This is a genomic window from Streptomyces sp. NPDC050418, from assembly GCF_044458745.1.
Classification (GTDB): Bacteria; Actinomycetota; Actinomycetes; order Streptomycetales; family Streptomycetaceae; genus Streptomyces.
Window position 1 is genome coordinate 322,572 of record NZ_JBITIG010000010.1, and the last position, 23,303, is coordinate 345,874.

General features: G+C 72.6%; 19 protein-coding genes. 10 read left to right on the forward strand and 9 right to left on the reverse strand.

Annotation, left to right across the window (positions count from 1 at the left end; genetic code table 11):
* Positions 1–16 precede the first annotated feature (16 nt).
* Positions 17–1,012 carry a TAXI family TRAP transporter solute-binding subunit gene (locus ACIBI4_RS25455; protein WP_399206340.1) on the reverse strand — a complete coding sequence of 332 codons (996 nt, stop codon included), beginning with the start codon at positions 1,010–1,012 and terminating at the stop codon, positions 17–19.
* Between the two features lie 235 nt (positions 1,013–1,247).
* Between ACIBI4_RS25455 and ACIBI4_RS25460 the strand changes: the two genes are divergently transcribed.
* Entirely contained in the window at positions 1,248–3,011 is a 1,764-nt protein-coding gene (locus tag ACIBI4_RS25460; RefSeq protein WP_399206341.1) for an FAD-dependent monooxygenase, read from the forward strand.
* 169 nt (positions 3,012–3,180) lie between these two features.
* Here ACIBI4_RS25460 and recX read toward each other — a convergent pair whose 3' ends face one another.
* From recX to ACIBI4_RS25475, 3 genes are all read right to left on the reverse strand, one after another.
* Positions 3,181–3,900, reverse strand: coding sequence for a recombination regulator RecX (gene recX, locus ACIBI4_RS25465; RefSeq protein WP_399206342.1), 720 nt, complete (start codon positions 3,898–3,900; stop codon positions 3,181–3,183).
* Positions 3,901–3,903: 3 nt separating this feature from the next.
* Entirely contained in the window at positions 3,904–5,031 is a 1,128-nt protein-coding gene (gene recA, locus ACIBI4_RS25470) for a recombinase RecA (protein ID WP_399206343.1), read from the reverse strand.
* Positions 5,032–5,251: 220 nt separating this feature from the next.
* The gene (locus ACIBI4_RS25475) at positions 5,252–5,836 is read right to left on the reverse strand and encodes a GrpB family protein (RefSeq protein ID WP_399206344.1); all 585 of its coding nucleotides are present in this window, start codon (positions 5,834–5,836) and stop codon (positions 5,252–5,254) included.
* Positions 5,837–5,887: 51 nt separating this feature from the next.
* Here ACIBI4_RS25475 and ACIBI4_RS25480 point away from each other — a divergent pair, with 51 nt between their 5' ends.
* From ACIBI4_RS25480 to ACIBI4_RS25500, 5 genes are all read left to right on the forward strand, one after another.
* Complete coding sequence (locus ACIBI4_RS25480; protein WP_399206345.1) at positions 5,888–7,111, forward strand: sensor histidine kinase; 1,224 nt, start codon at positions 5,888–5,890, stop codon at positions 7,109–7,111.
* Positions 7,108–7,806 carry a response regulator gene (locus ACIBI4_RS25485; protein ID WP_399206346.1) on the forward strand — a complete coding sequence of 233 codons (699 nt, stop codon included), beginning with the start codon at positions 7,108–7,110 and terminating at the stop codon, positions 7,804–7,806. Before ACIBI4_RS25480 ends, ACIBI4_RS25485 begins: the two co-directional genes overlap by 4 nt.
* Before the next feature lie 254 nt (positions 7,807–8,060).
* On the forward strand, positions 8,061–9,332 hold the full coding sequence (locus ACIBI4_RS25490) for a cytochrome ubiquinol oxidase subunit I (protein WP_399206347.1): 1,272 nt from the start codon (positions 8,061–8,063) through the stop codon (positions 9,330–9,332).
* Positions 9,333–9,343: 11 nt separating this feature from the next.
* Positions 9,344–10,141, forward strand: coding sequence for a cytochrome d ubiquinol oxidase subunit II (locus ACIBI4_RS25495; protein WP_399206348.1), 798 nt, complete (start codon positions 9,344–9,346; stop codon positions 10,139–10,141).
* A gap of 33 nt (positions 10,142–10,174) precedes the next feature.
* Positions 10,175–12,310: an MMPL family transporter gene (locus ACIBI4_RS25500; RefSeq protein WP_399206349.1), complete on the forward strand. Its 2,136-nt coding sequence runs from the start codon at positions 10,175–10,177 to the stop codon at positions 12,308–12,310.
* 21 nt (positions 12,311–12,331) lie between these two features.
* On the opposite strand, the gene ACIBI4_RS25505 is transcribed toward ACIBI4_RS25500, so the two are convergent.
* Positions 12,332–13,558, reverse strand: a complete 1,227-nt coding sequence (locus ACIBI4_RS25505; RefSeq protein WP_399206392.1) for an AI-2E family transporter — start codon at positions 13,556–13,558, stop codon at positions 12,332–12,334.
* Between the two features lie 156 nt (positions 13,559–13,714).
* A complete protein-coding gene (locus ACIBI4_RS25510) occupies positions 13,715–13,909 on the reverse strand; it encodes a DUF3046 domain-containing protein (RefSeq protein ID WP_399206351.1) in 195 nt (64 codons plus the stop codon).
* An 80-nt stretch (positions 13,910–13,989) separates the two neighbouring features.
* Between ACIBI4_RS25510 and ACIBI4_RS25515 the strand changes: the two genes are divergently transcribed.
* Positions 13,990–14,967, forward strand: a complete 978-nt coding sequence (locus ACIBI4_RS25515) for a hypothetical protein (RefSeq protein WP_399206352.1) — start codon at positions 13,990–13,992, stop codon at positions 14,965–14,967.
* Positions 14,968–14,991: 24 nt separating this feature from the next.
* On the opposite strand, the gene ACIBI4_RS25520 is transcribed toward ACIBI4_RS25515, so the two are convergent.
* Genes ACIBI4_RS25520 through ACIBI4_RS25530 form a run of 3 tightly spaced genes read right to left on the reverse strand, consistent with a single transcriptional unit; the run spans position 14,992 to position 17,125 of the window.
* Positions 14,992–15,300: an AzlD domain-containing protein gene (locus tag ACIBI4_RS25520; protein WP_399206353.1), complete on the reverse strand. Its 309-nt coding sequence runs from the start codon at positions 15,298–15,300 to the stop codon at positions 14,992–14,994.
* Positions 15,297–16,172, reverse strand: a complete 876-nt coding sequence (locus ACIBI4_RS25525) for an AzlC family ABC transporter permease (RefSeq protein WP_399206354.1) — start codon at positions 16,170–16,172, stop codon at positions 15,297–15,299. The genes ACIBI4_RS25520 and ACIBI4_RS25525 overlap by 4 nt, the downstream gene beginning before the upstream one ends.
* Positions 16,088–17,125 carry an AraC family ligand binding domain-containing protein gene (locus tag ACIBI4_RS25530; RefSeq protein ID WP_399206355.1) on the reverse strand — a complete coding sequence of 346 codons (1,038 nt, stop codon included), beginning with the start codon at positions 17,123–17,125 and terminating at the stop codon, positions 16,088–16,090. Before ACIBI4_RS25530 ends, ACIBI4_RS25525 begins: the two co-directional genes overlap by 85 nt.
* Positions 17,126–17,287: 162 nt before the next feature.
* Here ACIBI4_RS25530 and ACIBI4_RS25535 point away from each other — a divergent pair, with 162 nt between their 5' ends.
* The 3 genes from ACIBI4_RS25535 to ACIBI4_RS25545 all read left to right on the forward strand — a co-directional run bounded on the left by ACIBI4_RS25535 (position 17,288) and on the right by ACIBI4_RS25545 (position 23,263).
* On the forward strand, positions 17,288–18,067 hold the full coding sequence (locus ACIBI4_RS25535; RefSeq protein WP_399206356.1) for a MerR family transcriptional regulator: 780 nt from the start codon (positions 17,288–17,290) through the stop codon (positions 18,065–18,067).
* Positions 18,064–18,447: a VOC family protein gene (locus ACIBI4_RS25540; RefSeq protein ID WP_399206357.1), complete on the forward strand. Its 384-nt coding sequence runs from the start codon at positions 18,064–18,066 to the stop codon at positions 18,445–18,447. Before ACIBI4_RS25535 ends, ACIBI4_RS25540 begins: the two co-directional genes overlap by 4 nt.
* Positions 18,448–18,595: 148 nt before the next feature.
* On the forward strand, positions 18,596–23,263 hold the full coding sequence (locus ACIBI4_RS25545) for an ATP-dependent helicase (RefSeq protein WP_399206358.1): 4,668 nt from the start codon (positions 18,596–18,598) through the stop codon (positions 23,261–23,263).
* Positions 23,264–23,303: the final 40 nt, after the last annotated feature.

Below are 23,303 nucleotides of genomic sequence, written 5' to 3' on the forward strand. Positions count from 1 at the left end.
CGCTCCGGTCCGGGCGTTACGGCTTGACCGAGCGGTAGTAGCGCCGCGCCCCGTCGTGCAGATCCAGCGGATCGGTGTACAGCGCGGTCCGCAGATCGACGACCTGGGCCGCGTGCACCTCGTTGCCGATGCTGTCCCGGTGCCCTATGACGACGCGTGTCAGCCACTCGGTGAGCCGGTCGTCGGTGCGGTCGGTGGTGATCAGCAGGTTCGCCACGGCGATCGTGCCGATGTCCTTGCCGCGCTGGGCCTTGCTGTACGCGTCGGCGGGAATCACCGACTCCCGGTAGTACCCGGAGGGTCCGGGCTGGTCGTGCAGCTTGTCGACGATCTCGTTGAGCGGGACGAGCGAGATCTGCATCCGCTCGGAGAGCTTCTCGACGAACGGCGTGGTCAGACCGCCCGACCAGAAGAACGCGTCGACCTCGCCCTGTTCCAGGAGATCGTCACCGTCCTGCGAGGCGACCTCCAAGGGCTCGATGTCCTCGGCCGGGTCGAGACCCGCCGCCGCGAGCACCCGGTCGGCGATGATCCGTACGCCCGACCCCTCGGGACCGACGACGACCCGCTTGCCGCGCAGCTGCGAGACCTCCTCGATACCCGAGTCGGCCGCGACGACCAGATGGACGTAGTCGTCGTAGAGCCGGGCGCAGCCGCGCAGCCGGGCCGCGCCGCTCGCGCCGCTGAGCTTGTACTGCTCCACGGCGTCGGCGGCCGCGATCGTGAAGTCGGCCTCGCCGTCGGCGACGCGTTCGACGTTCTCCTTGGAGCCCTTGCTGGTCAGCAGGTCGATGTCGAGATCGGGGAGATCGTCGGCGGCCGCCTGGTCGAGCAGCTTGCCGTACTCCTCGTAGACACCGCCGACGCCGCCGGTGCTGAAGACCACGCGCCCACCGGGCCGGTCCTCGCCGAACGGCAGCAGCCACCACAGCAGCAGCCCGAACACGACAAGGCCGGCGACCGCCCCCTGGAGGGCTCGGCGCCTGCCGATGCGTGGGAGTGCGAGCTGCATGCGGGCGATCCTGCCAGGTCACGGACGGTGAACACCAGGGCCGAGGTCACACCGGGTGCGGGTGCCCGTCGCTAACACGGCGGCTCTCCGGAGGGAAGGGTTCCGTGGGCTTGGGGGGCGCGGCTTGACTAGGGAGGCATGCAGTCGGTTGCATACGTTCTGTGATCGTGCACCCCGCGTCAACTGCCCGTTGTCCGCAGCATTGCAGCACCCTCCCGGCAGGAGGCGCCGCACCGTGGACCCGGTGATCATCGTGGGCGCCGGGCCCGTGGGCCTCACATCGGCCCTGGCCCTGGCCCGGCATGGCGTCCCGTCCGTCGTCCTCGACGAGGGACCGGGCAAGGACGAACAGCGTCCCGCGCGCACCGTGGTGCTGCGCGAGGACACCGCCGCCCTCACCGAACGGCTCACGGGGATCACGCTGAGCGACGCCCGCTGGACCGGCTGGCGTTCGCTGCGCCGCAAGCAGGAGCTGCGGCAGGTCACCTTCGACACCGCCGATCCGGGCCCGGCGCACCTGGCCCAGCACACGCTGACCGCCGCCCTGCGGGCCGCCGCCGAGGAGGAGCGTCTGGTCAAGGTGGCCGTGAACAGCCGCCTCGACTCGATCGAGCAGGACGCCGGCGGGGTCACCGCGCACACCCGCGGCCCCAAGGGCACGTGGTGGCGCGGCAGTTATCTGATCGGCTGCGACGGCCCGCGCTCCACAGTGCGCAAGCTGCTCGACGTCCGCTTCCCGGGCCGTACGGCCGTGGAGCGGCACGCGGTCGCGGCGCTGCGCACCGAACTGCCGTGGCCCGGCGAGGCGTTGCTGCACCGGATGGCGCCCTGGCGCGGCGCACCGGCCGAGATCACCGCGCGTCCGCTGCCCGACGACATGTGGCGCCTGGACTGGCTGCTGCCCGCCCGCAGCGAACTCGTCACGCCCGAGCGACTGGTGGCACTCGTCCGCGACACCCTGGCGGGCTGGTGCGGTGCGACCCCTCCGTACGACCTGATCGACACCGGTGTGCAGACCGTGCACCACCGCCTCGCGCGGCGCTGGCGCGTGGGCCGCTGCTTCCTCGCGGGGGACGCGGCGCATCTGCTCGGCGCGCTCGGCACACAGGGGGTGGACGAGGGTCTGCGCGACGCGGACAACCTCGCGTGGAAGCTGGCGCTGTGCCGCGATCACGGCGAGTCGGAGCTGCTGCTCGACAGCTACCAGGCCGAGCGCCGCACGGCGGTCGCGGCCCGGCTGCGCGCCGCCGACCAGGCGCTGCCGATACTGCGCGGCGGCGGAGGGCTGCGGGCGTACGTGCCGGGGACGGCGCGCGGTCATGACGCGCTGCTCACGGACGGGCACCTGGGGCGCGGGCCGCTGGGCGCGCTGCCCTCGTACGAGGCGTCGCCGCTGGCGCCCGACGAACCCGCCGCGTCCCGGGTCGTGGTGGGTACGGCGGAGGGCGCGCCGGTCACGGACGTGCCGGTGACCGCGCCCGACGGGGCGCTGGTGCCGCTGCGGGAGCGGCTGGGGCGCGGGCGGATGCTGGTGGTCCTGGTCGCGCCGGGCACGGGCGTGTGGGACCGGCGGCACTGGCTGACCGCCGGGGTGATGCCCCGGCTCGCGGCGGCGGTGACGGCGCTGCCGCTGCCGGCCGAACTCCTGGTCGCGGAGGGCTATCCCGGCGCGGTCGCGCACACCGTGCTCCTGATCCGTCCGGACGGCCATCTGGTGACGGCGCTCGGCGGCGTACGGCCCGCGGAGCTGTACGAGGCGGCGGACGCGGCGCGCGGAGGACTGCCCGCCCCGGCTTCGGGGGCGCGGCGGGCGGCGGGCCGGTCGCCGGAGGATGGCGTGGCGGAGACCGGCGTGATTGAGGCCGGCGTGGCGGAGGCCGGCTCCGAGGAGCGGTCCGCGGAGGAGAGCGCTGGGCCGGAGGGGGCGAAGGCGGTGGGCCGGGGTGCGTCCGAAGGGGTCGTGGCACGTCCGGCGATCCAGGCCGTGGACGCCGATTGACCGTCCTGTGCTGCCGATCGGCCACTGACCCAAGGCTGGTGGCGTCTTCGTCCCACACAGCGCCCGATTCGTCCCCATACCCTGGGACGAAATCGCCCCAGCCCCTCACACCCGACCGAACCCGCTCCCCCTCCGGACCCCCCGCCCCGGCCCCCACCCGGGCGCCCCTTCACTCCTCCCCGAACCCCAACTCCTCCACGTCCTCCCCCTCTTGCTCCAGCGCCTGCCGAACCACCCGCAGCGCCATCCCTTCGGGATAACCCTTGCGGGCGAGCATGCCTGCGAGGCGGCGGATGCGTTTGTCGCGGTCGAGGCCGCGGGTCGCGCGGAGTTTGCGGGCGACCAGCTCGCGGGCCGTCTCCTCCTCCTGGTCGGAGTCGAGCTGCCCGACGGCCTCGTCGATCGTCATGGAGTCGACCCCGCGCGTGCGCAGCTCACGGGCCAGCGCGCGCCGGGCGAGCCCCCGGCCGTGGTGCCGGGACTCGACCCACGCGTCGGCATACGCCGCGTCGTTGATCAGCCCGACCTCCTCGAAGCGGGTGAGCACCTCATCGGCCACCTCGTCGGGGATCTCCCGCTTCCGCAGGGCGTCGGCGAGCTGCTTGCGGGTGCGCGGGGTGCCCGTGAGCAGGCGCAGGCAGATGTTCCGCGCGCGCTCGGCCGGATCCGCCTCCCGCTCGGATCCGCCCCTCGGCGGGCGCGGCTCCCCCTCCCCGGCCCTCGACGGAGCGGGGGAACCGCTGTCCTCATCACCGGACGCGCTCCGGCGTCCGTCCTGTTCGCCGAACCCCCGTCGGCGTCCGCCTCCACGGCGCCCGCGCCCCCGGGACGCGGGCGGCCCGGAGCCGGAGTCCTCCGGCTCCCCGGGCCATTCGGTGCGACGTACCACGGATCAGCTCTTGGCCGCCGCGGCCTTGGTCGCCTTGCCCTTGGCCGCCGGTGCCGGGACCGTCTTGGCGGCCGCATCCTTGTCGTCGGCCGCGGGACCCGCGGCGTCAGCGCCGGGCTCGCCCTCGACCGCCGGCTTCACACCGACGCCCAGCTTCTCCTTGATCTTCTTCTCGATCTCGTTGGCGAGATCGGGGTTGTCCTTCAGGAAGTTACGGGCGTTCTCCTTGCCCTGGCCGAGCTGGTCGCCCTCGTACGTGTACCAGGCACCGGCCTTGCGCACGAAGCCGTGCTCCACGCCCATGTCGATCAGGCCGCCCTCGCGGGAGATGCCCTGCCCGTAGAGGATGTCGAACTCGGCCTGCTTGAACGGCGGCGCGACCTTGTTCTTGACGACCTTGACGCGGGTGCGGTTGCCCACCGCGTCCGTGCCGTCCTTCAGGGTCTCGATACGGCGGATGTCCATTCGCACCGAGGCGTAGAACTTCAGCGCGCGGCCACCGGTCGTGGTCTCCGGCGAGCCGAACATGACGCCGATCTTCTCGCGGAGCTGGTTGATGAAGATGGCCGTGGTCTTGGACTGGTTGAGCGCCGAGGTGATCTTGCGGAGCGCCTGGGACATCAGGCGGGCCTGCAGACCCACGTGGCTGTCGCCCATCTCGCCCTCGATCTCCGCGCGCGGCACGAGCGCGGCGACGGAGTCGATGACGATGAGGTCGAGGGCGCCGGAGCGGACCAGCATGTCGACGATCTCGAGGGCCTGCTCACCATTGTCCGGCTGGGACAGGATGAGGTTGTCGATGTCGACGCCGAGCTTCTTCGCGTACTCCGGGTCGAGCGCGTGCTCCGCGTCCACGAACGCGACCTGGCCGCCGGCCTTCTGCGCGTTGGCCACCGCGTGCAGGGTCAGCGTGGTCTTACCGGAGGACTCCGGCCCATAGACCTCCACGACGCGGCCGCGCGGGATGCCGCCGACGCCGAGCGCGACGTCGAGGGCGGTCGACCCGGTGGGGATGACCTCGATGGGCTCGTTCGGCCGCTCGCCCATGCGCATCACTGCGCCCTTGCCGAATTGGCGTTCAATCTGTGCGAGCGCGGCGTCGAGCGCCTTCTCGCGGTCGGTTCCTGCCATGGGTTCCACCCGATTTGCTTGAGTCGATCGCTTCACGTCAAAGACGCTATCGCCTGCCACTGACAATCCGTCCCGACGCCCGTCCGGCCTGTGGATAACTCCCGCGCGGATTCCCGGAGCGACCCCGGCAGAACCCCGGAATCCTGGGCCTGCGCGAGGCCTGTGCGTGGGCCTGGTGTGAGGCCGGTACATCAATGAGAATGGATGTTCGATTTACGTGTCAAGCGCACCACGCGGGTGCGACCTCCCATCCGGCAGCGGCCGCCCACCGCTCGGCAGCCCCCATCAGGACCACGGTGGCCGGCACCTTGATCTGCCCGTAGTCCGGGGCGTCGGTCACGCTCACGGCGAGCCGCTGCTTGAACGCGCCCCATGCCTCACGCGCCGTCTCGTCCGCGCGCAGATAGTCGCGGAACAGGAGCGCGAACCGGGCGCCCGCACCGCCCGCCACGCGGAGATGGACGTTGCAGCGGCGCGCCCCCACAGGCGGCGCGAACACCAGCTTGGGAAGGTGCAGGCCACTCGACACTTCCGAGCGGTTCCACGGCTCGGGGCGGCAGCGGAAGCCGATCCCCGCCATGAGCGCCGTCTGTGCGTCCTCGTCGATCCTCTCGACGAGGACCTGCACGTCGATGCAGTCCTTCGCCGCCAGCCCCGGCACCGACGTGGATCCGACGTGGTCGACGGCGAGTGCCCGGTCACCGAGCGCGTCGCGCAGGACCCCGGCGAGCCGTGTGTAGTCCGCCGCCCATTGCGGCCGGTGGTCCACCACGGCCACGGGCCCTGCTTCATCAGGAAAAGGCATCCGTCCAGGATGGGCCGGGCCGCCCCCGCGGCGCACGAATATCCTTCGACCATGTCTGACTCCCCGCCCCGCCCGTTCGCCGGCCGTCTGTCGGAACGCGGCACGGACATCGCCGTGGCGGTGACCGTCGCGGTGATCGTGACCGGGGGAACGCTCTGGTCGATGCGGGGCCGCAGCGAGACGTTCTGGCAGGCCGCGCTCGGCTGGGCGCTGATCGCGCTGGCCTGCGGCGCGCTGTACTTCCGCCGCCGCCGTCCGGTCGCCGTCGCCCTGTTCACGCTCGCCGCCTGCGCCGCGTACTACCCGCTCAGCGTGTCCGACGGCCCACTACTGATCACCTTCGTGATCGCGCTGTACACGACAGCGGCCGAGGGCCGGTTCGCCGCGGCGGTCGCGCTCGGCATCGGGGTGATGCTGATGATCGCTTACGGGGAGGTGCGAGGGCCGGCGGACCAGCGGCACGTCAGCGACGAGTCGGTGATGATGCTGGCGGGCTGGCTCCTGAGCATCCTGGTGCTCGCCCGGGCCCAACGCACGCGTACCGCCTATCTGGAGGAGGTACGCGCCCGTGCGCTCGCCGCCGCGCGCGAGCAGGAGGCGCGGGCGCAGCAGAGCGCGACCGAAGAGCGGCTGCGGATCGCACGCGAGGTGCATGACGTGCTCGGGCACAGCATTTCGCTGATCAACGTCCAGTCGAGTGCCGCTCTGCACAAGCTGGGCAAGAAGCAGCACGCGGCCGACCCCGCGACCGCGCTCGTCACCGCCGAAGAGGCCCTGGAGGCCGTGAAGTCCACCAGCAAGGACGCGTTGCGCGAGCTGCGCTCCACACTCGGAATGCTGCGCGGCGCGGGCGAGGCGGCACCGACCGCGCCCGCTTCGGGCCTCGACCGGCTGCCCGAGCTCGTCGAGCGGGCGAGGAGCGCCGGGCTCGACGTGGAGACAAGGACACAAGGCGACCCGCGCCCGCTGCCACCGCCCCTGGACCTGGCCGCGTACCGGATCGTGCAGGAGTCCCTCACCAACGTGACCCGCCACGCGCAGGCCACCGGAGCCGTCATCGAGCTCGGCTACGGTACGGACGAGCTGCGGCTGGTGATCGAGGACAACGGGCTCGGGGCGCCCGACGAGAACGGGCAGGGCAGCGGGATCCGCGGAATGGCCGAGCGGGCCAGGGCCTTCGGCGGCGATCTGAGCACCGAGAACACCGAGCACGGCTTCCGGGTCACGGCCCGGCTGCCGTTCTCGTCCATCACCACGACCCAGGGGGCGGAATGAACCAGGCAGCCGGCGGTACGGGGACCGACGCGATCCGCGTCCTGCTCGCCGACGACCAGACGCTGGTGCGCGCGGGCTTCCGCTCGATGCTCGACGACGAGGACGACATCGAGGTGGTCGGCGAGGCCTCGGACGGCGAGCAGGCCTGTGCGCTCGCCAAGCAGCTGCGACCGGACGTGGTCCTCATGGACATCCGTATGCCCGTGCTCGACGGCCTGGAGGCGACCGCGCGGATCACCGCGGACGCGGCGCTCGAAGGCGTCCGCGTGATCATCCTGACGACCTTCGACATGGACGACTACGTGTACGGGGCGCTGCGCGCGGGCGCTTCCGGGTTCCTGGTCAAGGACACCGAGCCGATGGAGCTGCTGCACGGCGTACGCGTGGTGGCGCGCGGCGACGCCCTGATCGCCCCGGCCGTGACGCGGCGCCTGATCGCGGAGTTCGCGGGCCGCGCCAAGCAGCCCGACCCGAGCCCGCGGCTCAACGCGCTCACCGACCGCGAGCGCGAGGTGATGGGCCTGGTGGGGGCCGGTCTGTCCAACGACGAGATCGCCCAGCGCCTGGTCCTGTCCCCCGCGACCGCGAAAACCCACGTCAGCCGGATCATGACCAAGCTCGACGTCCGCGACCGCGCCCAACTGGTGATCCTGGCCTACGAGTCGGGGATGATCACGCCGGGGTGGCTGGGCTGACGGGCCGGACCTCCCGGGCCGGACAGACCCCTCCCGCCCGGGGGCCCACCGGCCCGTTCAAGGCTATCGGCCACCACTGACAACGCCACCACCACCAACGCCGACACCGCCACCCCGGCCCGACGCCGACACCACCACCACCCCCGACACAACTCCAGTGGTACACCCCCACCCCACCCCACAACCCAGGTAGTACCCCCACTGTCCACCCCGGCCCGACGCCCCGCCCCAAGCCGTAGTCCGACGCTGAGGGCGTGAATCCGGAAACGCTCGATCTCGCCCGGCTGCAGTTCGCGCTCACCGCGGGCGGCCACTTCCTCTTCGTCGCGCTCACCCTGGGCCTCGCGACCGTCGTCGCCTGTCTCCAGACGGCGGCGACGCTGGGGAACCGGCCGCTGTACCCGCGGATGGTGCGCTTCTGGGGCCAGCTGTACGTGATCAACTATGCGGTCGGCATCGTCACCGGTCTGGTGATGGAGTTCCAGTTCGGGCTCAGCTGGAGCGGTCTCACCCACCACGCGGGCGATGTCTTCGGCTCGTCGATGGCGCTGGAGACCGTCATCGCCTTCTTCGTCGAGTCCACGTTCCTCGGACTGTGGATCTTCGGCTGGCACCGCTTCAACAAGTGGGTGCACCTGGCGCTGATCTGGGGCGTCACGCTCACCGCGTACGCCTCGGCGTACTGGATCCTGGTCGCCAACGGCTTCCTCAACAACCCCGTCGGACACCGCGAGGAGAACGGCCGCCTCGTCCTCGACAACTCGGTCGAGGTGTTCACCAACCCCTCCGCGCTGCTGGCCTTCGGGCACGTCCTGGGCGGCGCGCTGCTCACGGCCGGGTTCTTCATGGCGGGCGTCTCCGCGTACCACCTGTTCAAGCGCACCGCCGAGTGGGAGTTCTTCGGCAAGAGCCTGCGCATCGGCGTGTTCCTCGCGCTGCCCGCGCTGTTCGTGACGGCGACCTTCGGCGGGCTGCAGTTCGTGGGGATGCAGCCGATGAAGGAGGCCGTGTTCAGCGCCAAGACCGCCGAGATCGCCAAGCTGCAGGCCGAGATGGTGGAGCGGTTCGGGCCCGGTGACTACGTGCCCTCGGAGGCGGTCACGCGCACCGCGGGCATCCTGATGCTGCTCGCGTTCGCGCTGATGATGTGGCTCTGCATCGGCGGCGCGGTACTCGCCCTCTTCCGCAAGGTCGTCCTCCGCTTCCGGTTCTGGCACGTGGTCCTGATGGCCGCGGTGCCGCTGCCCTATCTCGCGATGATCAGCGGCTGGGTGTTCCGCGAGGCGGGCCGCCAACCCTGGGTCGTGTACGGCCTGCTGAAGACCGAGGACGCCGTCTCGCAGGTCTCCCCCGGCTCGATGCGGCTGTCGCTGATCGTCTTCACGACGCTCTTCGCGCTGCTCGCCGTCCTCAACTTCTGGCTGATCGCGCGCCACGCCCGCCGCGGCCCCGTCGAGACCGACCTGGGCCTCGACGAACGCGAGGCCGATGACCCCGCCGTCGCCCTGCCCGCCGCGCGTTACTAGGAGCCGCCACCATGGAAACCCTCGCCATCGCCCTGCTCGGCTTCTTCGCCGCCGGCTACTTCGTCCTCGCGGGCGCCGACATCGGCACCGGGATGCTCGCCCCGTACCTGGGCCGCACGGACCGCGAACGCCGTCTGGTGATCGCCTCGTTCGCCCCGTTCTTCCTGGGCAACGAGGTGTGGCTGGTGGCCACCGCCGGACTGCTCATCGGCTGCTTCCCCGATCTGGAAGGGGAGTTGCTGAGCGGCCAGTTCCCGGTCGTCGTGGCCCTGCTCGCGGGCTGGATCGTGCGCGACATGGGGCTGTGGCTGCGCGGCCGCGTGGGCGGACACCCGGGTGAGAGCGGTGACGGACGCACCTGGCGTCTCGTCTGCGATACGGCGGTGGCAGGCGGCAGTTGGGCCGTCGCGCTGGCGTGGGGCTGGCTGCTCGCCGGGCTGTTCAGCGGCTCGCTCGACGCGCCCGCGAACGGTCCCGTCGCCGCGCTCACGGCCCTCGCGGTCGCCGCGCTCTTCGCCGCGCACGGGCTCGGCTTCGCGGTGCTGCGGCTGACCGGCGACCCGTACGCCCGTGCACGCGTACTGGTCGGCCGCACCGCCCGCGCCTGGCAGTCCTTCGCGCTGACGGCCGCCCTGATGGCGGCCCTTCCGCTGCTCGCCGGCCTCCGGCTGCCCCTCACGGAGTCGGCCGGCTCGTCCATCGATCTGCTCGTGCCCGCCCTGCTCGTCGTGACGCCACTGCTCGTGGCCGTCCAGGCGTGGATGTGGCACACGTTCCGGGGCCGCGTGACACGGCCCTCCTACCTCTGACCACCGGCCTTCACAGAGATCCTGGAGCCCCTCATGTCCACTGATCAACTCACGCGCCCACCCCGGCAGTCGAGCGTCTTCGAGCGGCTCGCCGTCCTCTCGCACCGCCACCGGTGGCGGGCCCTCGTCCTGTGGGTCGTGCTCGTCGCCGGGATCACCGGGGTGTCCATGGCGGTCGGCAGCGCGTACCACAACGATTTCTCGCTGCCCGGCACCGATTCCCAGACCGCGCAGAGCGTCCTGGAGCGGCACGGCTCCGCGCAGGCCGACGCCTCCGTGCAGATCGTGGTCAAGGACCCGGGCGGCGTACGGGACGCCGGCGTACGCGACCGGGTCGAGGAGGTGCTCGCGAAGGTCGAGGGCCTGCCGAGCGTCACCGGCGTCATCTCCCCGTACGAGGACGAGGCGGCGGTCTCACGAGACGGCACCGTCGGCTACGCGACCGTGACGCTCGACGGCGCCGCCGAAAACGTACCCAAGGAACATGTCCTCGCCATCATCGAGGCCGCCGACTCCCTGGACGGGGACGGGACCGAGGCCGCCGTCGGCGGGGACGCCGCGCGCGGCGCGGAGGAGGCCGGGGGCGGTGCGGCCGAAGGGGCCGGGATCCTCGGGGCGCTGGTGATCCTGGTGTTCCTGTTCGGGTCGCTGGTCGCGGCGAGCCTGCCGGTGCTGACGGCGCTGTTCGCGGTCGGGTCGTCGATCGGGCTGATCGCGCTCGCCTCGCATCTCGCGAACGTCGCCGACTTCACCCCGCCGATCATGATGCTGGTCGGCCTCGGCGTCGGGATCGACTACGCCCTGCTGATCTTCTCGCGCTACCGCACCGAACTGCTGCGCGGCGCCGCACCGGAGCAGGCCACGCGCTCCGCCCTGGACGCCGCGGGCCGTACGGTCTTCTTCGCGGGCTGCACCGTGATCATCGCCCTGATGGGCCTTGTCGCGCTCGGCCTCGGGTCGCTGCAGGGCGTGGCGCTCGCCGTCGCACTCACCGTGCTCGTCACCATGGCGGCCTCCCTGACCCTGCTGCCCGCGCTGCTCGGGATCTTCGGCGCCCGGATCCAGCGCCAGGTCGCCAAGCGCGCGGCCAAGTCGCAGCGGGTCGAGGGAGCGGGCTGGCGGCGCTGGGCCACGGGCGTGCAGCGGCGGCCGTGGGTCGCGCTGATCGTCTCCGTGGTGGCGCTCGGTGCGCTCGCCGCGCCGGCCGCGGGTATGCGGCTCGGTTTCGCGGACGCGGGCAACGACGCCCGGACGACCTCCAGCCGTCAGGCCTACGACCTGCTGGCCGAGGGCTTCGGACCGGGCTTCAACGGGCCGCTGTTCGTGGTCGCCGAGGGCGCCCAGGACCTCGGTCCGGTGCGTACGGCCCTCGCGGACACCCCGGGCGTCGCCGCCGTCGGCGGACCGATCCCGTCGAAGGACGGCGAGTCCGGCACGCTGCTGGTCTTCCCCGAGTCGGCGCCTCAGGACGAGGCGACCTCGACGCTGGTCAAGGATCTGCGCGGCGACGTACTGCCGCCGCTGGAGGACGAGACCGGGGCACGGCTCCTGGTCGGCGGATCGACCGCCGCCACCGAGGACTTCGCGTCCACCGTCTCCGAGCGGATGCCGCTGTTCGTCGCGATCGTGGTCGGGCTGTCGGCACTGCTGCTCCTGCTCGTCTTCCGCAGCGTCCTGATCCCGCTCAAGGCGGCCCTGCTCAATCTTGTGAGCATCGGCGCGGCGCTCGGCGCGATCACGCTGGTCTTCCAGCACGGCTGGTTCGGTGTGGAGCCCGGTCCGATCGAGGCCTTCATCCCGGTGATGATCTTCGCGATCGTCTTCGGTCTGTCGATGGACTACGAGGTGTTCCTGCTCTCCCGCATCCACGAGGAGTGGGAGCGCACGAAGGACCCGCAGGCGGCGGTACGCGAGGGGCTCGCGGCGACCGGGAAGGTGATCACGGCGGCCGCGGCCATCATGATCGTCGTCTTCGCGGCGTTCATCCTGAGCCCCGACCGGATGCTGCAGCAGTTCGGCCTCGGGCTCGCGGTGGCGATCCTGCTCGACGCGGTCGTGATCCGCTGTCTGATCGTGCCCGCCGTGATGCAGTTGCTCGGCAGGCGCGCGTGGTGGCTGCCCGCGTGGCTGGGCAGGGTGCTGCCGCGTGTGGAGCTGGAGCGGCACTGAGTCGCCCCCGGGTGAGGGAGATCAGGTCCGGTCGTCGGGATCCCCGGCGGCCGGGCCCGTCCCGTCCTCGGCGGTGTGCCTGCCCGCGGCGGCGGCGGCCGCCTCGTTCCCGGTGTCCGTCCGGTCCACCGGCGTCCCGGTCTCCTCGCCGCGCAGCGCCTTGCGCAGCCGGGCGAGCGGCGGGCCGCCACGGCGCCGGTGGCCGTGCACGCGCGGATCGTCCGTCACGTCGTACCGCTTCACATACGCGCCGAGGAATGCCTGCAGCGTGGCGACGGCCGGGATGGCGATCAGCGCGCCGACCGCACCGAGCAGCGCCGTGCCCGCGACCACCGAACCGAAGGCGACCGCCGGGTGGATGTCGACGGTCTTGGCGGTGAGTTTGGGCTGCAGCAGATAGTTCTCGAACTGCTGGTAGACGACCACGAAGATCAGCACCCACAGCGCGTACCAGGGGTCCACGGTGAACGCGATCAGCATCGGCAGGGCGCCCGCCAGATACGTACCGATCGTGGGGATGAACTGCGAGATCACACCGACCCACACCGCGAGCGCGGGTGCGTAGGGCACATCGAGCGAGACGAGCAGGATGTAGTGCGCGACTCCGGAGATCAGCGCCATCAGACCGCGCGAGTAGAGGTAGCCGCCGGTCTTGTCGACGGCGATCTCCCAGGCCCGCAGCACCTCGGCCTGCTTGGCGGGCGGCAGGACCGAGCAGAGCGCGCGGCGCAGGCGCGGTCCGTCGGCGGCGAAGTAGAACGAGAACAGCAGGATCGTGAGCAGCCGGAAGAGGCCGCCGAGCACCTGTGCCGAGACGTCGAGGACGCCGGTGGCGCTGTTCTGGACGTACTTCTGCAGCCAGTCCGAGTGGACGATGCTGTCCTGCAGCTCGACCCGGGACACCTCGGTGTGGAAGGTCGTGTTGATCCAGTTGATCACCGAGTCGAGGTACTTCGGGAAGTCCTCGACCATCTCCACGATCTGGCCCGCGAGCATCGAGCCGAGCAGCGTGATGAACCCGGCGCCCGCGACGATCACGCCGAGGAAGACGATTCCGGTGGCCGCCCCGCGGCGCAGGCCGTGGTGTGCCATCCAGCTGACGGCGGGCTCGACGGCGAGCGCGAGGAAGAACGCGATCAGGACGTTGATCAGCAGCCCGGTCAGCTGGTGGAAGGCCCAACTGCCCAGCTGGAAGCAGGCGAAGAGCGCCAGCGCGAGCACCATGGCGCGCGGCAGCCACCGAGGCATCGTCTGCGGCCGCCCCGACGGCTCCTCGGCCGTGGGCGGTCCGGTGTCCTGCGCTGCTGCGGTGTCTTCGGTGGCTGCCACGGGGTCAGTCTCGCCTACGCGCCCGGGGTTCGGGCAGGTGGCCGGGTGACGCCCGCGTCACATTCGGGACAACCGTCACCGCGACTCCGCCGGCACCCCCATCGCCGAGCACACGGCCCGCCACACGTCCTTCGCCTCCCAGCCCGCGTCCAGCGCCTGGTGCACCGTCCGCCCGCCGAGCTCGGACATCACATGATCGCGCGCGAAGGTGTCGGCGTACCCCGCACCGAAGTGCTCCGCCATCCGCTGCCAGAAGACCGTCAACCGCATGACTCCAGTATCCAGCCCGTGCGGGTGGGCCTTGCCCCGAAGTCCTTGCCCGGAGTGCTTTGCGGCCTACGGTGCCGTGCATGGCTGAATCCGTAGCCCGGGGGCAGTCCCCCACCACACCACCCGCGGACCGCGCCGGTGCAGAACCGTCACCGCACCGGTCCGTACTCGCCCGCGCCGAGGAGTTCGTCTGGCTCACGGCACGGGTCCTGGAGCAGCGCCGCTTCGCGTACCACTTCCTCGGCGCCGCCGCCGAGCCGGTCGAGACCGCCCTCGCCGCCTTCCGTACCGACGACGACGGCTACGGCCACGCGCTCGAACCCGATCTGCGCGGCCCCGTGAGCCAGCCGCTGCACACCGCGCACGCGCTGCGCGTCCTCGACGCGATCGGCCGCTGCGGCGGACAGCGCGTGGAGCGCGTCTGCCGCTACCTCTCCGAGGTCTCGACCCCGGACGGCGCCCTCCCCGCGATCCACCCGAGCCAGCGTGGCTATCCGTACGCCCCGTTCGTGCCGGTCGTCGACAACCCGCCGAGCGATCTGCTCGCCACCGGTCCCGTGGTCGGTCTGCTCCACCGCAACCAGGTCTGGCACGCCTGGCTGTTCCGCGCGACCGACTACTGCTGGGCGGCGGTCGAGGCGCTGGACAAGTCGCATCCGTACGAGATCCACGCGGCCGTCGCGTTCCTGGACGGTGCCCCCGACCGTTCCCGCGCCCAGGCCGCCGCGGACCGTCTGGGCCGGCTCGTGCGCGCCCAGCGCCTCGCGGTGCTCGATCCGCGCCGCCGCGACGACTACCCGGTGGCTGCCGGTTACGCGCCGGGCGAGCACCACTTCCCGCACGACTACGCGCGGGTACCGGACTCGCTGGCGCGCGCCTGGTTCACCGACGAGGAGATGGAGCGCTCCCTGGACCACCTCGCCGCCGAACAGAAACCGGACGGCGGCTGGCCGGTCCCGTGGCGCCAGTGGGCACCGGGCACCGCCCTGGAGTGGCGCCCGATCGTGACGATCGAGGCGCTGCGGACGCTGCGGGCGCACGGGCGGGAGCTGGGGTGAGCCTTCCGTGGGCGGCGGCCGCGCTCAGCCCCCGATCGCCCGCACCCCCGCCGTGACCACCACGGCAGCCCCGATGATCAGCAGGAACGGCGCGCGCAGCACGAACGCCACCGCCGCCGCGAGCAGCCCGGCCGCCTTCGCGTCGAGGATCAGCTCCTGACCCTCGGCGAAGGTCTGCTGCGCCGTGAGGGCCGCGAGCAGCGCCACCGGCAGGAGGGCTGCCATGCGCCGGACCAGCGGCTTCTCGAGTACGCCCGCGGGGACGAGCAGTCCGGCCAGCTTGACGGCGTAGCAGCCGACCGCGGTCACCAAAATCGCGATCCAGACGTTCAACGGTCGGTTCCTTCCTGGGAGTTTCCGGGTTCGGAGGGGCTGGGCTCCGAGGTCGTGGAGGTGCCGGACGGCGGCGCCGTCTCCGCCCCGGCCGCGGTCGCCGGGACATCCCCCTTGCGCCGCCCCTGCGCGAACAGCACGAGCGGCGCCGCGAGCGCTGCCACGAGAACGGGCACACCGTTCGGCAGCACGGGCAGCAGCCCGAGCCCGAGCAGGACGGCCAGCGCGGCGACAGCGCGCTCCGTCGCCGTGCGCAGCATGGGTGCGAGCAGCGCGAGGAAGGTGGCGGGCCCGGCCGCGTCGAGCCCCCATGCCTGCGTGTCCCCGATGGCCTCGGCGCCCACCGCGCCGAGCAGGGTGGTGAGGTTCCACAGCACGTACAGCGTGAGTCCGGTGACCACGAAGCCCAGCCGCCGCGCGCGCCGCGTCGGCTGCGCCAGCGTCACCGCGGTCGTCTCGTCGATCACCCACTGCGCCGCGAACGGGCGCACCCAGCGCGGCAGTTGCAGCAGCTGCGAGAGCCGGAGCCCGTAGAACGCGTTGCGTACGCCGAGGAAGAAGGCACCCGCCGCGGCCGTCACCGGGTTGCCGCCGCCCGCGAGCGCCCCGACGAGCGCGAACTGCGAGGCACCCGTGAACACGAGCAGGCTGAGCGCGCACGTCTGCAGCAGGCTGAGGCCATTGCTCGCGGAGGTGACGCCGAAGGCGAAGCCGGAGAGTCCGACGGCCACGCCGACGCCGAGCGCATCGCGTACGACGGCGGAGTCGGGCTTGCCGCCGTCCGCAGTCAAGGGGTCGGGGGCTGCTGCCCCGGCGGGGTCCGGGGTTCGTCCTTGGGCACGTATAGGTGCGGGTGTCTGCTGTTCTGCCACACGTTCGACGGTACGCGGAGGGGTTCGGTCCGGTCTTGTACGTTCTTGCGGGCACCGTTCGCGCGCTCCCGGACCGCCCTGGTCGCGCCCTCACGGCCCACCGCCCGTGTCACCGGACGCCCGATCTCGTACGGACTCCCCCGCCCCTTCTGGTACGCGCCCGGCGGCACCCCGACAATCCGGCTGAAGTGCCGGTTGAGGTGCGGCTGGTCCGTGAAGCCGACGGCCGCGGCGGCCTCCGCGGGCGCCGTCCCCGCGTCGAGCAGCTCGCGCGCCCGGCGTACGCGTGCGTTGGTGAGCCAGCCGTGCGGAGGCATCCCGTACTGCTGCTTGAAGGCGCGCAGCAGCGCGAAAGGGCTGGTCCCGAGCTCGGCGGCGAGCGCTTCGAGCGTGGGCGGCTGCGCCATGCACTCCTCGAGCACGGCCCGCGCCCGCTGCGCGTTGCGCGCCCCGGCCGAGCGCTGGGCGCGGGCGGGCAGGGCGCTGCCGTGCCGTTGCAGGAGCCGGGCGACCAGGACTTTGAGGACGGTGTCGGCGGCGAGGGCGTTGCCCTCCTCGGCGGCCCGGTGCACCTCCCGTATGAGGTGCGCGCCTTCCGGATCCGGTACGTCCACCTCGGCGAAGCCGGGGGTGCCGCGCAGGTTCGTGGTCTCCTCGGCGATCCGCGCGACCACGTCGGTGGAGGGGTAGAGCGTCGAGTAGATCCAGCCTTCGGGCACCCCGGCGCGCGCGGAGTGCGGCACCTCGGGGTTGATCAGGATCACGGACCCGGGCCCCGCGTGCACGGTCCCCTCGGGCAGGAACACATCCTCGACGCCGCCGCTGACCGCCCCGAACACATAGCCCTCATGGCTGTGCCGGGTGAAGGTGTGCCGCACATAGTGCGCCTTGAGCAGGTCGATGCCCGGCAGATGCTCGTGCTGCCAGTACCTCGCCCACTCCCCTTCGGCCATGCGCCCATTCTCTCAGGCGGGCGCCTCCCGCCTCCCGTCCCAGGCCTCAGGCTCAGGCCCCGGACCCCAGGCGCACGGCCCGCGCCCGCCACGCCCGCCACGCCCGCCACGCCCGCCGGGAAGACTTGCACCTGACGTAACGGAAAGTCCTAGCGTGCGGTCATGGACGTCACGATCGGTGAGGTGGCCCACCGCACTGGGGTCACGGAACGCACCTTGCGCTACTACGAGGAGCTCGGCCTCCTCGCGCCCGCGCGCGACGGCGCCGGCCGCCGCCTGTACGGCGCCGAACAGATCGACCGGCTCTACCGGATCCGTCTGCTGCGCGCCCTCGGCACGCCGGTCGCCGAGATCGACCCGGACGGCACGGATCTCCTGACACTCACCAGCCGTCACCTGGCCGACCTCGACCACCGCATCGCCGGCCTGGCGCGCCAGCGGGAGCGGGTGCGCACGGTGGAGGAGCGCCTGATGGGCGGGCAGGCACCGGCCGACGAGGAGCTGCTCGGCGTACTGACGGCCCTGGCCGACCCGGACGCGGCGGTGACGCGGCGCCTGACCCTGCTCGTCTACCGGGACATCGAGGCGGCCCAGCGCCACCTCGTGGACGTCTTCGGGTTCGCCCCGGGCGAGCTCACGCGGGACGACGCCGGAGCCGTGGTGCACGGCGAGGTGTACGCGGGCGACGGGCTGATCTGGATGCACCGCGAGTCGGCCGGGCACGGCTTGGCCTCGCCCGCCACGCTCGGCGGCGCGAGCCACTGCATGGCGGTGCACGTCGACGACGTCGAGGCGCACTGCACCCGGGTACGCGAGGCCGGGGGCCGGATCGTCTACGAGCCGACGGACATGCCGTACGGCGTGCGCGAGTACGGCGCACGCGACACCGAAGGCGGGCTGTGGTCGTTCATGCAGCCCCTGCACACCGAGGAGGAACGATGAGCGAGCTGACACCGCACCTGTGCGTGGCCGACGCACGGGCCGCGATCGCCTGGTACACCGAGGTGCTCGGCGCCGAGGTGACCTACGCGCCGATCGAGATGCCGGACGGCCGGATCGGACATGTGGAGCTGAGCATCGACGGGGCCGGCTGGATGATGGCCGAGGAGTTCCCGGAGGCCGGGGTCGCCCCGCCGCCCGCCGGCCGGGGTGCGGCGGTCTCGCTGCACCTGACGGTCGCCGACGTCGACGCTGTCTGCGCCGAGGTCACCGCGGCGGGCGTCGCCCTCGACCGGGAGCCGGAGGACGACGAGTACGCGGGGCGCGTGGCCGTCTTCCATGATCCGTTCGGTCACCGCTGGTTCCTGAACACACCGAAGTGAGGGGCGGGCGGATGGCCGCCGCTCCTTGGCTCGGCGGCCCTCCGGTCCGTGGCGTGGCTGCCTTCCGGTGCATGACGCGGCGGCCTCCGGCCGGGTCCGGTTCCGCGCCCGGCCCCGATTGTCAGTCCCGCCGTGCACGATGGACTGCATGACCGGGACAGCGCTCGACACGTTCTCCCCCGCGACCCGCAGCTGGTTCACGGGAGCCTTCTCCGCGCCCACCGCCGCCCAGGAGGGCGCGTGGGGGGCCATCGCGGAGGGGTCGGACGTGCTCGTGGTCGCCCCGACCGGTTCCGGCAAGACCCTCGCCGCGTTCCTCTCGGCGCTGGACTCCCTGGCGAGCACACCACCGCCCGCGGACACGAAGAAGCGCTGCCGGGTGCTGTACGTATCGCCGCTGAAGGCCCTCGCGGTCGATGTCGAGCGCAATCTGCGCAGCCCGCTGACCGGAATCCGCCAGGAATCCGTCCGGCTGGGGCTGCCCGAGCCGGAGATCAAGGTCGGCATCCGCTCCGGCGACACCCCGGCCGCCGAGCGCCGCGCGCTCACCACGCGTCCGCCGGACATCCTGATCACCACCCCCGAGTCCCTGTTCCTGATGCTGACCTCGGCCACCCGCGAGGCCCTGACCGGCATCGAGACGGTGATCCTCGACGAGGTGCACGCGGTGGCCGGCACCAAGCGCGGCGCCCATCTCGCCCTGTCCCTCGAGCGGTTGGACGAGCTGCTGCCGCGCCCGGCACGCCGCATCGGCCTGTCCGCGACCGTCCGGCCGGTCGACGAGGTGGCCCGCTATCTCTCGCCGCAGCGGCGCGTGGAGATCGTGCAGCCGCCCTCCGGCAAGGAGTTCGACCTGAGCGTCGTCGTCCCGGTCGAGGACATGGGGGAGCTGGCCGGGTCCCCGGTCACCGACGACGGCGGGCAGGCCGAGCGCCCCTCGATCTGGCCGCATGTCGAGGAGAAGATCGCCGACCTGGTCCAGGCGCACCGCTCCACGATCGTCTTCGCCAACTCCCGCCGTCTCGCCGAGCGCCTGTGCAACCGGCTCAATGAGATCGCGTACGAGCGGGCCACCGGCGCTGTACTCGATTCGCGCGCCTCCGGCACGACCCTGCCCGAGGACCACTCCCCGGCGGAGCTGATGGGCGGCTCGGGCGCGGCTAAAGGCGCCCCTCCGGTGCTGGCCCGCGCCCACCACGGCTCGGTGTCGAAGGAGCAACGGGCGTTGGTGGAGGAGGACTTGAAGGCAGGGCGGCTGCCCGCTGTCGTCGCCACGTCCTCCCTGGAGCTCGGCATCGACATGGGCGCGGTGGATCTGGTGGTCCAGGTCGAGTCCCCGCCGTCCGTCGCCTCCGGCCTGCAGCGCGTGGGCCGCGCGGGCCACCAGGTGGGCGCGGTGTCCACCGGCGTGGTCTTCCCGAAGTACCGCGGCGACCTCGTGCAGGCCGCCGTGGTCACCGAGCGGATGCGTACGGGCGGCATCGAGTCGCTGCGCATCCCCGCCAACCCCTTGGACGTGCTGGCCCAACAGCTCGTCGCGATGGTCGCGTTGGACAGCTGGCAGGTGGACGACCTGCTCGCCCTCGTGCGCCGGGCCGCCCCCTTCGCCTCGCTCCCCGAGTCCGCCTTCACCGCGGTCCTCGACATGCTCGCGGGCCGCTATCCCTCGGACGCGTTCGCCGAGCTGCGCCCGCGGGTGGTGTGGGACCGCGTGGCGGGCACGATCACCGGACGCCCGGGTGCCCAGCGCCTGGCCGTCACCTCCGGCGGCACGATCCCCGACCGCGGTCTCTTCGGCGTCTTCCTCGCCGGCTCCGATCCGAAGAAGGGCGGCGGACGGGTCGGCGAGCTCGACGAGGAGATGGTGTACGAGTCGCGGGTCGGCGATGTGTTCACCCTCGGCACCAGCTCGTGGCGCATCGAGGACATCACCCGCGACCGCGTGCTCGTCTCCCCCGCCCCCGGAGTGCCCGGCCGTCTCCCGTTCTGGAAGGGCGACCAGCTGGGCCGCCCGCTCGAACTCGGCCGCGCGGTGGGCGCGTTCCTGCGCGAGATCGGCGGCCTGGGCGCGGACGACGCCCGGGCGCGGCTCGCCGCCGCGGGCCTCGACCAGTGGGCGGCGGGCAATGTGCTCGCATACCTCGATGAGCAGCGCAAGGCCTGCGGCCATGTGCCCGACGACCGCACCATCGTGGTCGAGCGCTTCCGCGACGAGCTGGGCGACTGGCGCGTGGTGGTCCACTCCCCGTTCGGCGCACAGGTGCACGCCCCGTGGGCCCTCGCGCTCGGCGCGAAGCTCACCGAGAAGTACGGCATGGACGCCCAGGTCATGCACGCCGACGACGGCATCGTCCTGCGCCTGCCCGACGCCGACCTGATGGGCATGGACCTGCTCGACCAGGAGCCCGCCAAGCTCGGCACCGAGTTCGACAGCGAGCAGGCCCCGGTGGGCGCCGCCGATGTCGCCTTCGACAAGGGCGAGGTCAACCAGCTGGTGACGGACCAGGTGGGCGGCTCGGCCCTGTTCGCCTCCCGCTTCCGCGAGTGCGCCGCCCGCGCCCTGCTGCTCCCCCGCCGCAACCCCGGCCGCCGCACCCCGCTGTGGCAGCAGCGCCAGCGCGCCGCCCAACTGCTCGAAGTGGCGAGCGAGTTCGGTTCGTTCCCGATCGTCCTCGAAGCGGTACGCGAGTGCCTGCAGGACGTCTTCGACGTGCCGGGCCTCACCGAGCTGATGGGCGACATCGAGTCCCGCCGCGTCCGCCTGGTCGAGGTCACCACCCCCGAGCCCTCCCCGTTCGCCCGTTCGCTGCTCTTCGGATACGTGGCGCAGTTCCTGTACGAGGGCGACTCACCCTTGGCCGAACGGCGCGCCGCCGCCCTCTCCCTGGACTCCCGGCTCCTCGCCGAACTGCTCGGCCAGGCGGAGCTGCGCGAGCTGCTCGACGCCGAGGTGCTCGCCGAGCTGGAGCAGGAGCTGCAGTGGCGGACCGAGGACCGGCGGGTCAAGGACGCCGAAGGCGTGGCCGACCTGCTGCGCCTCCTCGGACCGCTGACCACCGAGGAGCTGACCGAGCGCGGCGCCGACCCGACCTGGCCCGAGGAGCTCGCCGGCGCCCGCCGCGCCATCCGGGTCCGTATCGCCGGAGCCGACCACTGGGCGGCCGTCGAGGATGCGGGCCGGCTGCGGGACGCGCTGGGCACCGCGCTCCCCGTCGGCGTCCCCGAGGCGTTCACCGAACCGGTCAAGGACCCGCTCGGCGACCTCCTCGCCCGCCACGCCCGCACCCACGGCCCGTTCACCTCGGCGACGGCGGCCGCCCGCTTCGGCCTGGGCATCGCCGTCACGGAGGGGGCGCTGCAGCGCCTCGCGGCGAACGGCCGGGTCGTCCAAGGGGAGTTCCACCCCGCGGGCATCGGCCAGGAGTGGTGCGACGCCACCGTCCTGCGCCGACTGCGCCGCCGCTCCCTGGCCGCACTCCGCCAGGAGCTCGAACCCGTACCGCCCGCGGCCCTCGCGGGATTCCTGCCGCAGTGGCAGCACCTCGGCAGCCACGGACTGCGCGGCACCGACGGCCTGGTGCGCGCCATCGAGCAGCTCCAGGGCGCCTCGGTCCCGGCCTCGGCGCTGGAGAAGCTCGTCCTGCCGTCCCGCGTCCAGGGCTACCACCCGGCGCTCCTCGACGAGCTCACCACCACCGGCGAGGTGATCTGGGCGGGCGCGGGCGCGCTCCCCGGCAAGGACGGCTGGATCTCCCTGTACCTCGCCGACGCGGCCCCGCTCCTGCTCCCCGACCCGCACCCCATGGAACCGACCGCCCTCCAGGAATCGGTCATGACGGCGCTCTCCGGCGGCTACGGGCTGTTCTTCCGGCAGATCGCCGACCAGGTCCGCGCCACCACCCACCCCGACGCGACGGACCCCCAACTGGCCGACGCCCTCTGGGAACTGGCCTGGTCCGGCCGCCTCACCAACGACACCCTCGCCCCGCTGCGCGCACTCCTCGGCTCGGGCCGCACCGCCGGATCCACCGCCCACCGCGCCAAGCGCCAGGTCCCGCGCGGCCGTTACGGAGCACTGGCCGGAACCGCCCGGCCCGCCTCCCGTACGGGGCCGCCGACCGTCGCGGGCCGCTGGTCCTTGATCCCGGCCCGCGAGAGCGACCCGACGGTCCGTGCCCACGCGCTGGCCCGCACCCTCCTCGACCGCCATGGCGTCGTCACGCGCGGAGCGGTCGCCGCCGAGGGCGTCGAGGGCGGATTCTCCGCGGTCTACCGCATCCTGTCCGCCTTCGAGGACAGCGGCCAGGCACGCAGGGGGTACGTGGTGGAGGGGCTGGGAGCGGCCCAGTTCGCCATGGACGGCGCGGTGGACCGGCTGCGCGCGGCCGCCACGGCACATGAGCGCGGCCTCGACGCCGAGAGCGGCCAGGCGGTCGTCCTCGCGGCCGCCGACCCCGCGAACGCCTATGGCGCGGCCCTGAGCTGGCCCGAGCCTCCGACGGGCGCGGGCCACAAGCCCGGCCGCAAGGCGGGCTCCCTGGTCGTCCTGGTCGACGGCGAGCTGACGCTCTACATGGAGCGCGGCGGCAAGACCCTGCTGGCCTGGCCCACCACCCCGGAGGAACCTCCGGGCCCGGACGACCCCCGGCTGCAAACGGCTGCCGCCGCCCTGGCGGACGCGGCCCGCGCAGGCACCCTGGGCACGGTCACGGTGGAACGCATCAACGGCGTGGCGTCCCTGACGTCACCCCTGGGCCGCCTCCTGGAGGAAGCGGGCTTCCTGGCGACACCTCGGGGGTTGCGGCTGAGGGCGTGAGGGCCGCGGGGGCGGTGGACGGAGACAAGAGGGCCTGCCC

Excerpts from the sequence above, each read along its gene's own strand:
- ACIBI4_RS25455 (WP_399206340.1), bottom strand. The coding sequence starts at position 1,012 with ATGCAGCTCGCACTCCCACGCATCGGCAGGCGCCGAGCCCTCCAGGGG.
- recA (WP_399206343.1), bottom strand. The coding sequence starts at position 5,031 with ATGGCAGGAACCGACCGCGAGAAGGCGCTCGACGCCGCGCTCGCACAG.
- ACIBI4_RS25475 (WP_399206344.1), bottom strand. The coding sequence starts at position 5,836 with ATGCCTTTTCCTGATGAAGCAGGGCCCGTGGCCGTGGTGGACCACCGG.
- ACIBI4_RS25480 (WP_399206345.1), top strand. The coding sequence starts at position 5,888 with ATGTCTGACTCCCCGCCCCGCCCGTTCGCCGGCCGTCTGTCGGAACGC.
- ACIBI4_RS25485 (WP_399206346.1), top strand. The coding sequence starts at position 7,108 with ATGAACCAGGCAGCCGGCGGTACGGGGACCGACGCGATCCGCGTCCTG.
- ACIBI4_RS25495 (WP_399206348.1), top strand. The coding sequence starts at position 9,344 with ATGGAAACCCTCGCCATCGCCCTGCTCGGCTTCTTCGCCGCCGGCTAC.
- ACIBI4_RS25500 (WP_399206349.1), top strand. The coding sequence starts at position 10,175 with ATGTCCACTGATCAACTCACGCGCCCACCCCGGCAGTCGAGCGTCTTC.
- ACIBI4_RS25505 (WP_399206392.1), bottom strand. The coding sequence starts at position 13,558 with ATGCCTCGGTGGCTGCCGCGCGCCATGGTGCTCGCGCTGGCGCTCTTC.
- ACIBI4_RS25510 (WP_399206351.1), bottom strand. The coding sequence starts at position 13,909 with ATGCGGTTGACGGTCTTCTGGCAGCGGATGGCGGAGCACTTCGGTGCG.
- ACIBI4_RS25515 (WP_399206352.1), top strand. The coding sequence starts at position 13,990 with ATGGCTGAATCCGTAGCCCGGGGGCAGTCCCCCACCACACCACCCGCG.
- ACIBI4_RS25530 (WP_399206355.1), bottom strand. The coding sequence starts at position 17,125 with ATGGCCGAAGGGGAGTGGGCGAGGTACTGGCAGCACGAGCATCTGCCG.
- ACIBI4_RS25535 (WP_399206356.1), top strand. The coding sequence starts at position 17,288 with ATGGACGTCACGATCGGTGAGGTGGCCCACCGCACTGGGGTCACGGAA.
- ACIBI4_RS25540 (WP_399206357.1), top strand. The coding sequence starts at position 18,064 with ATGAGCGAGCTGACACCGCACCTGTGCGTGGCCGACGCACGGGCCGCG.
- ACIBI4_RS25545 (WP_399206358.1), top strand. The coding sequence starts at position 18,596 with ATGACCGGGACAGCGCTCGACACGTTCTCCCCCGCGACCCGCAGCTGG.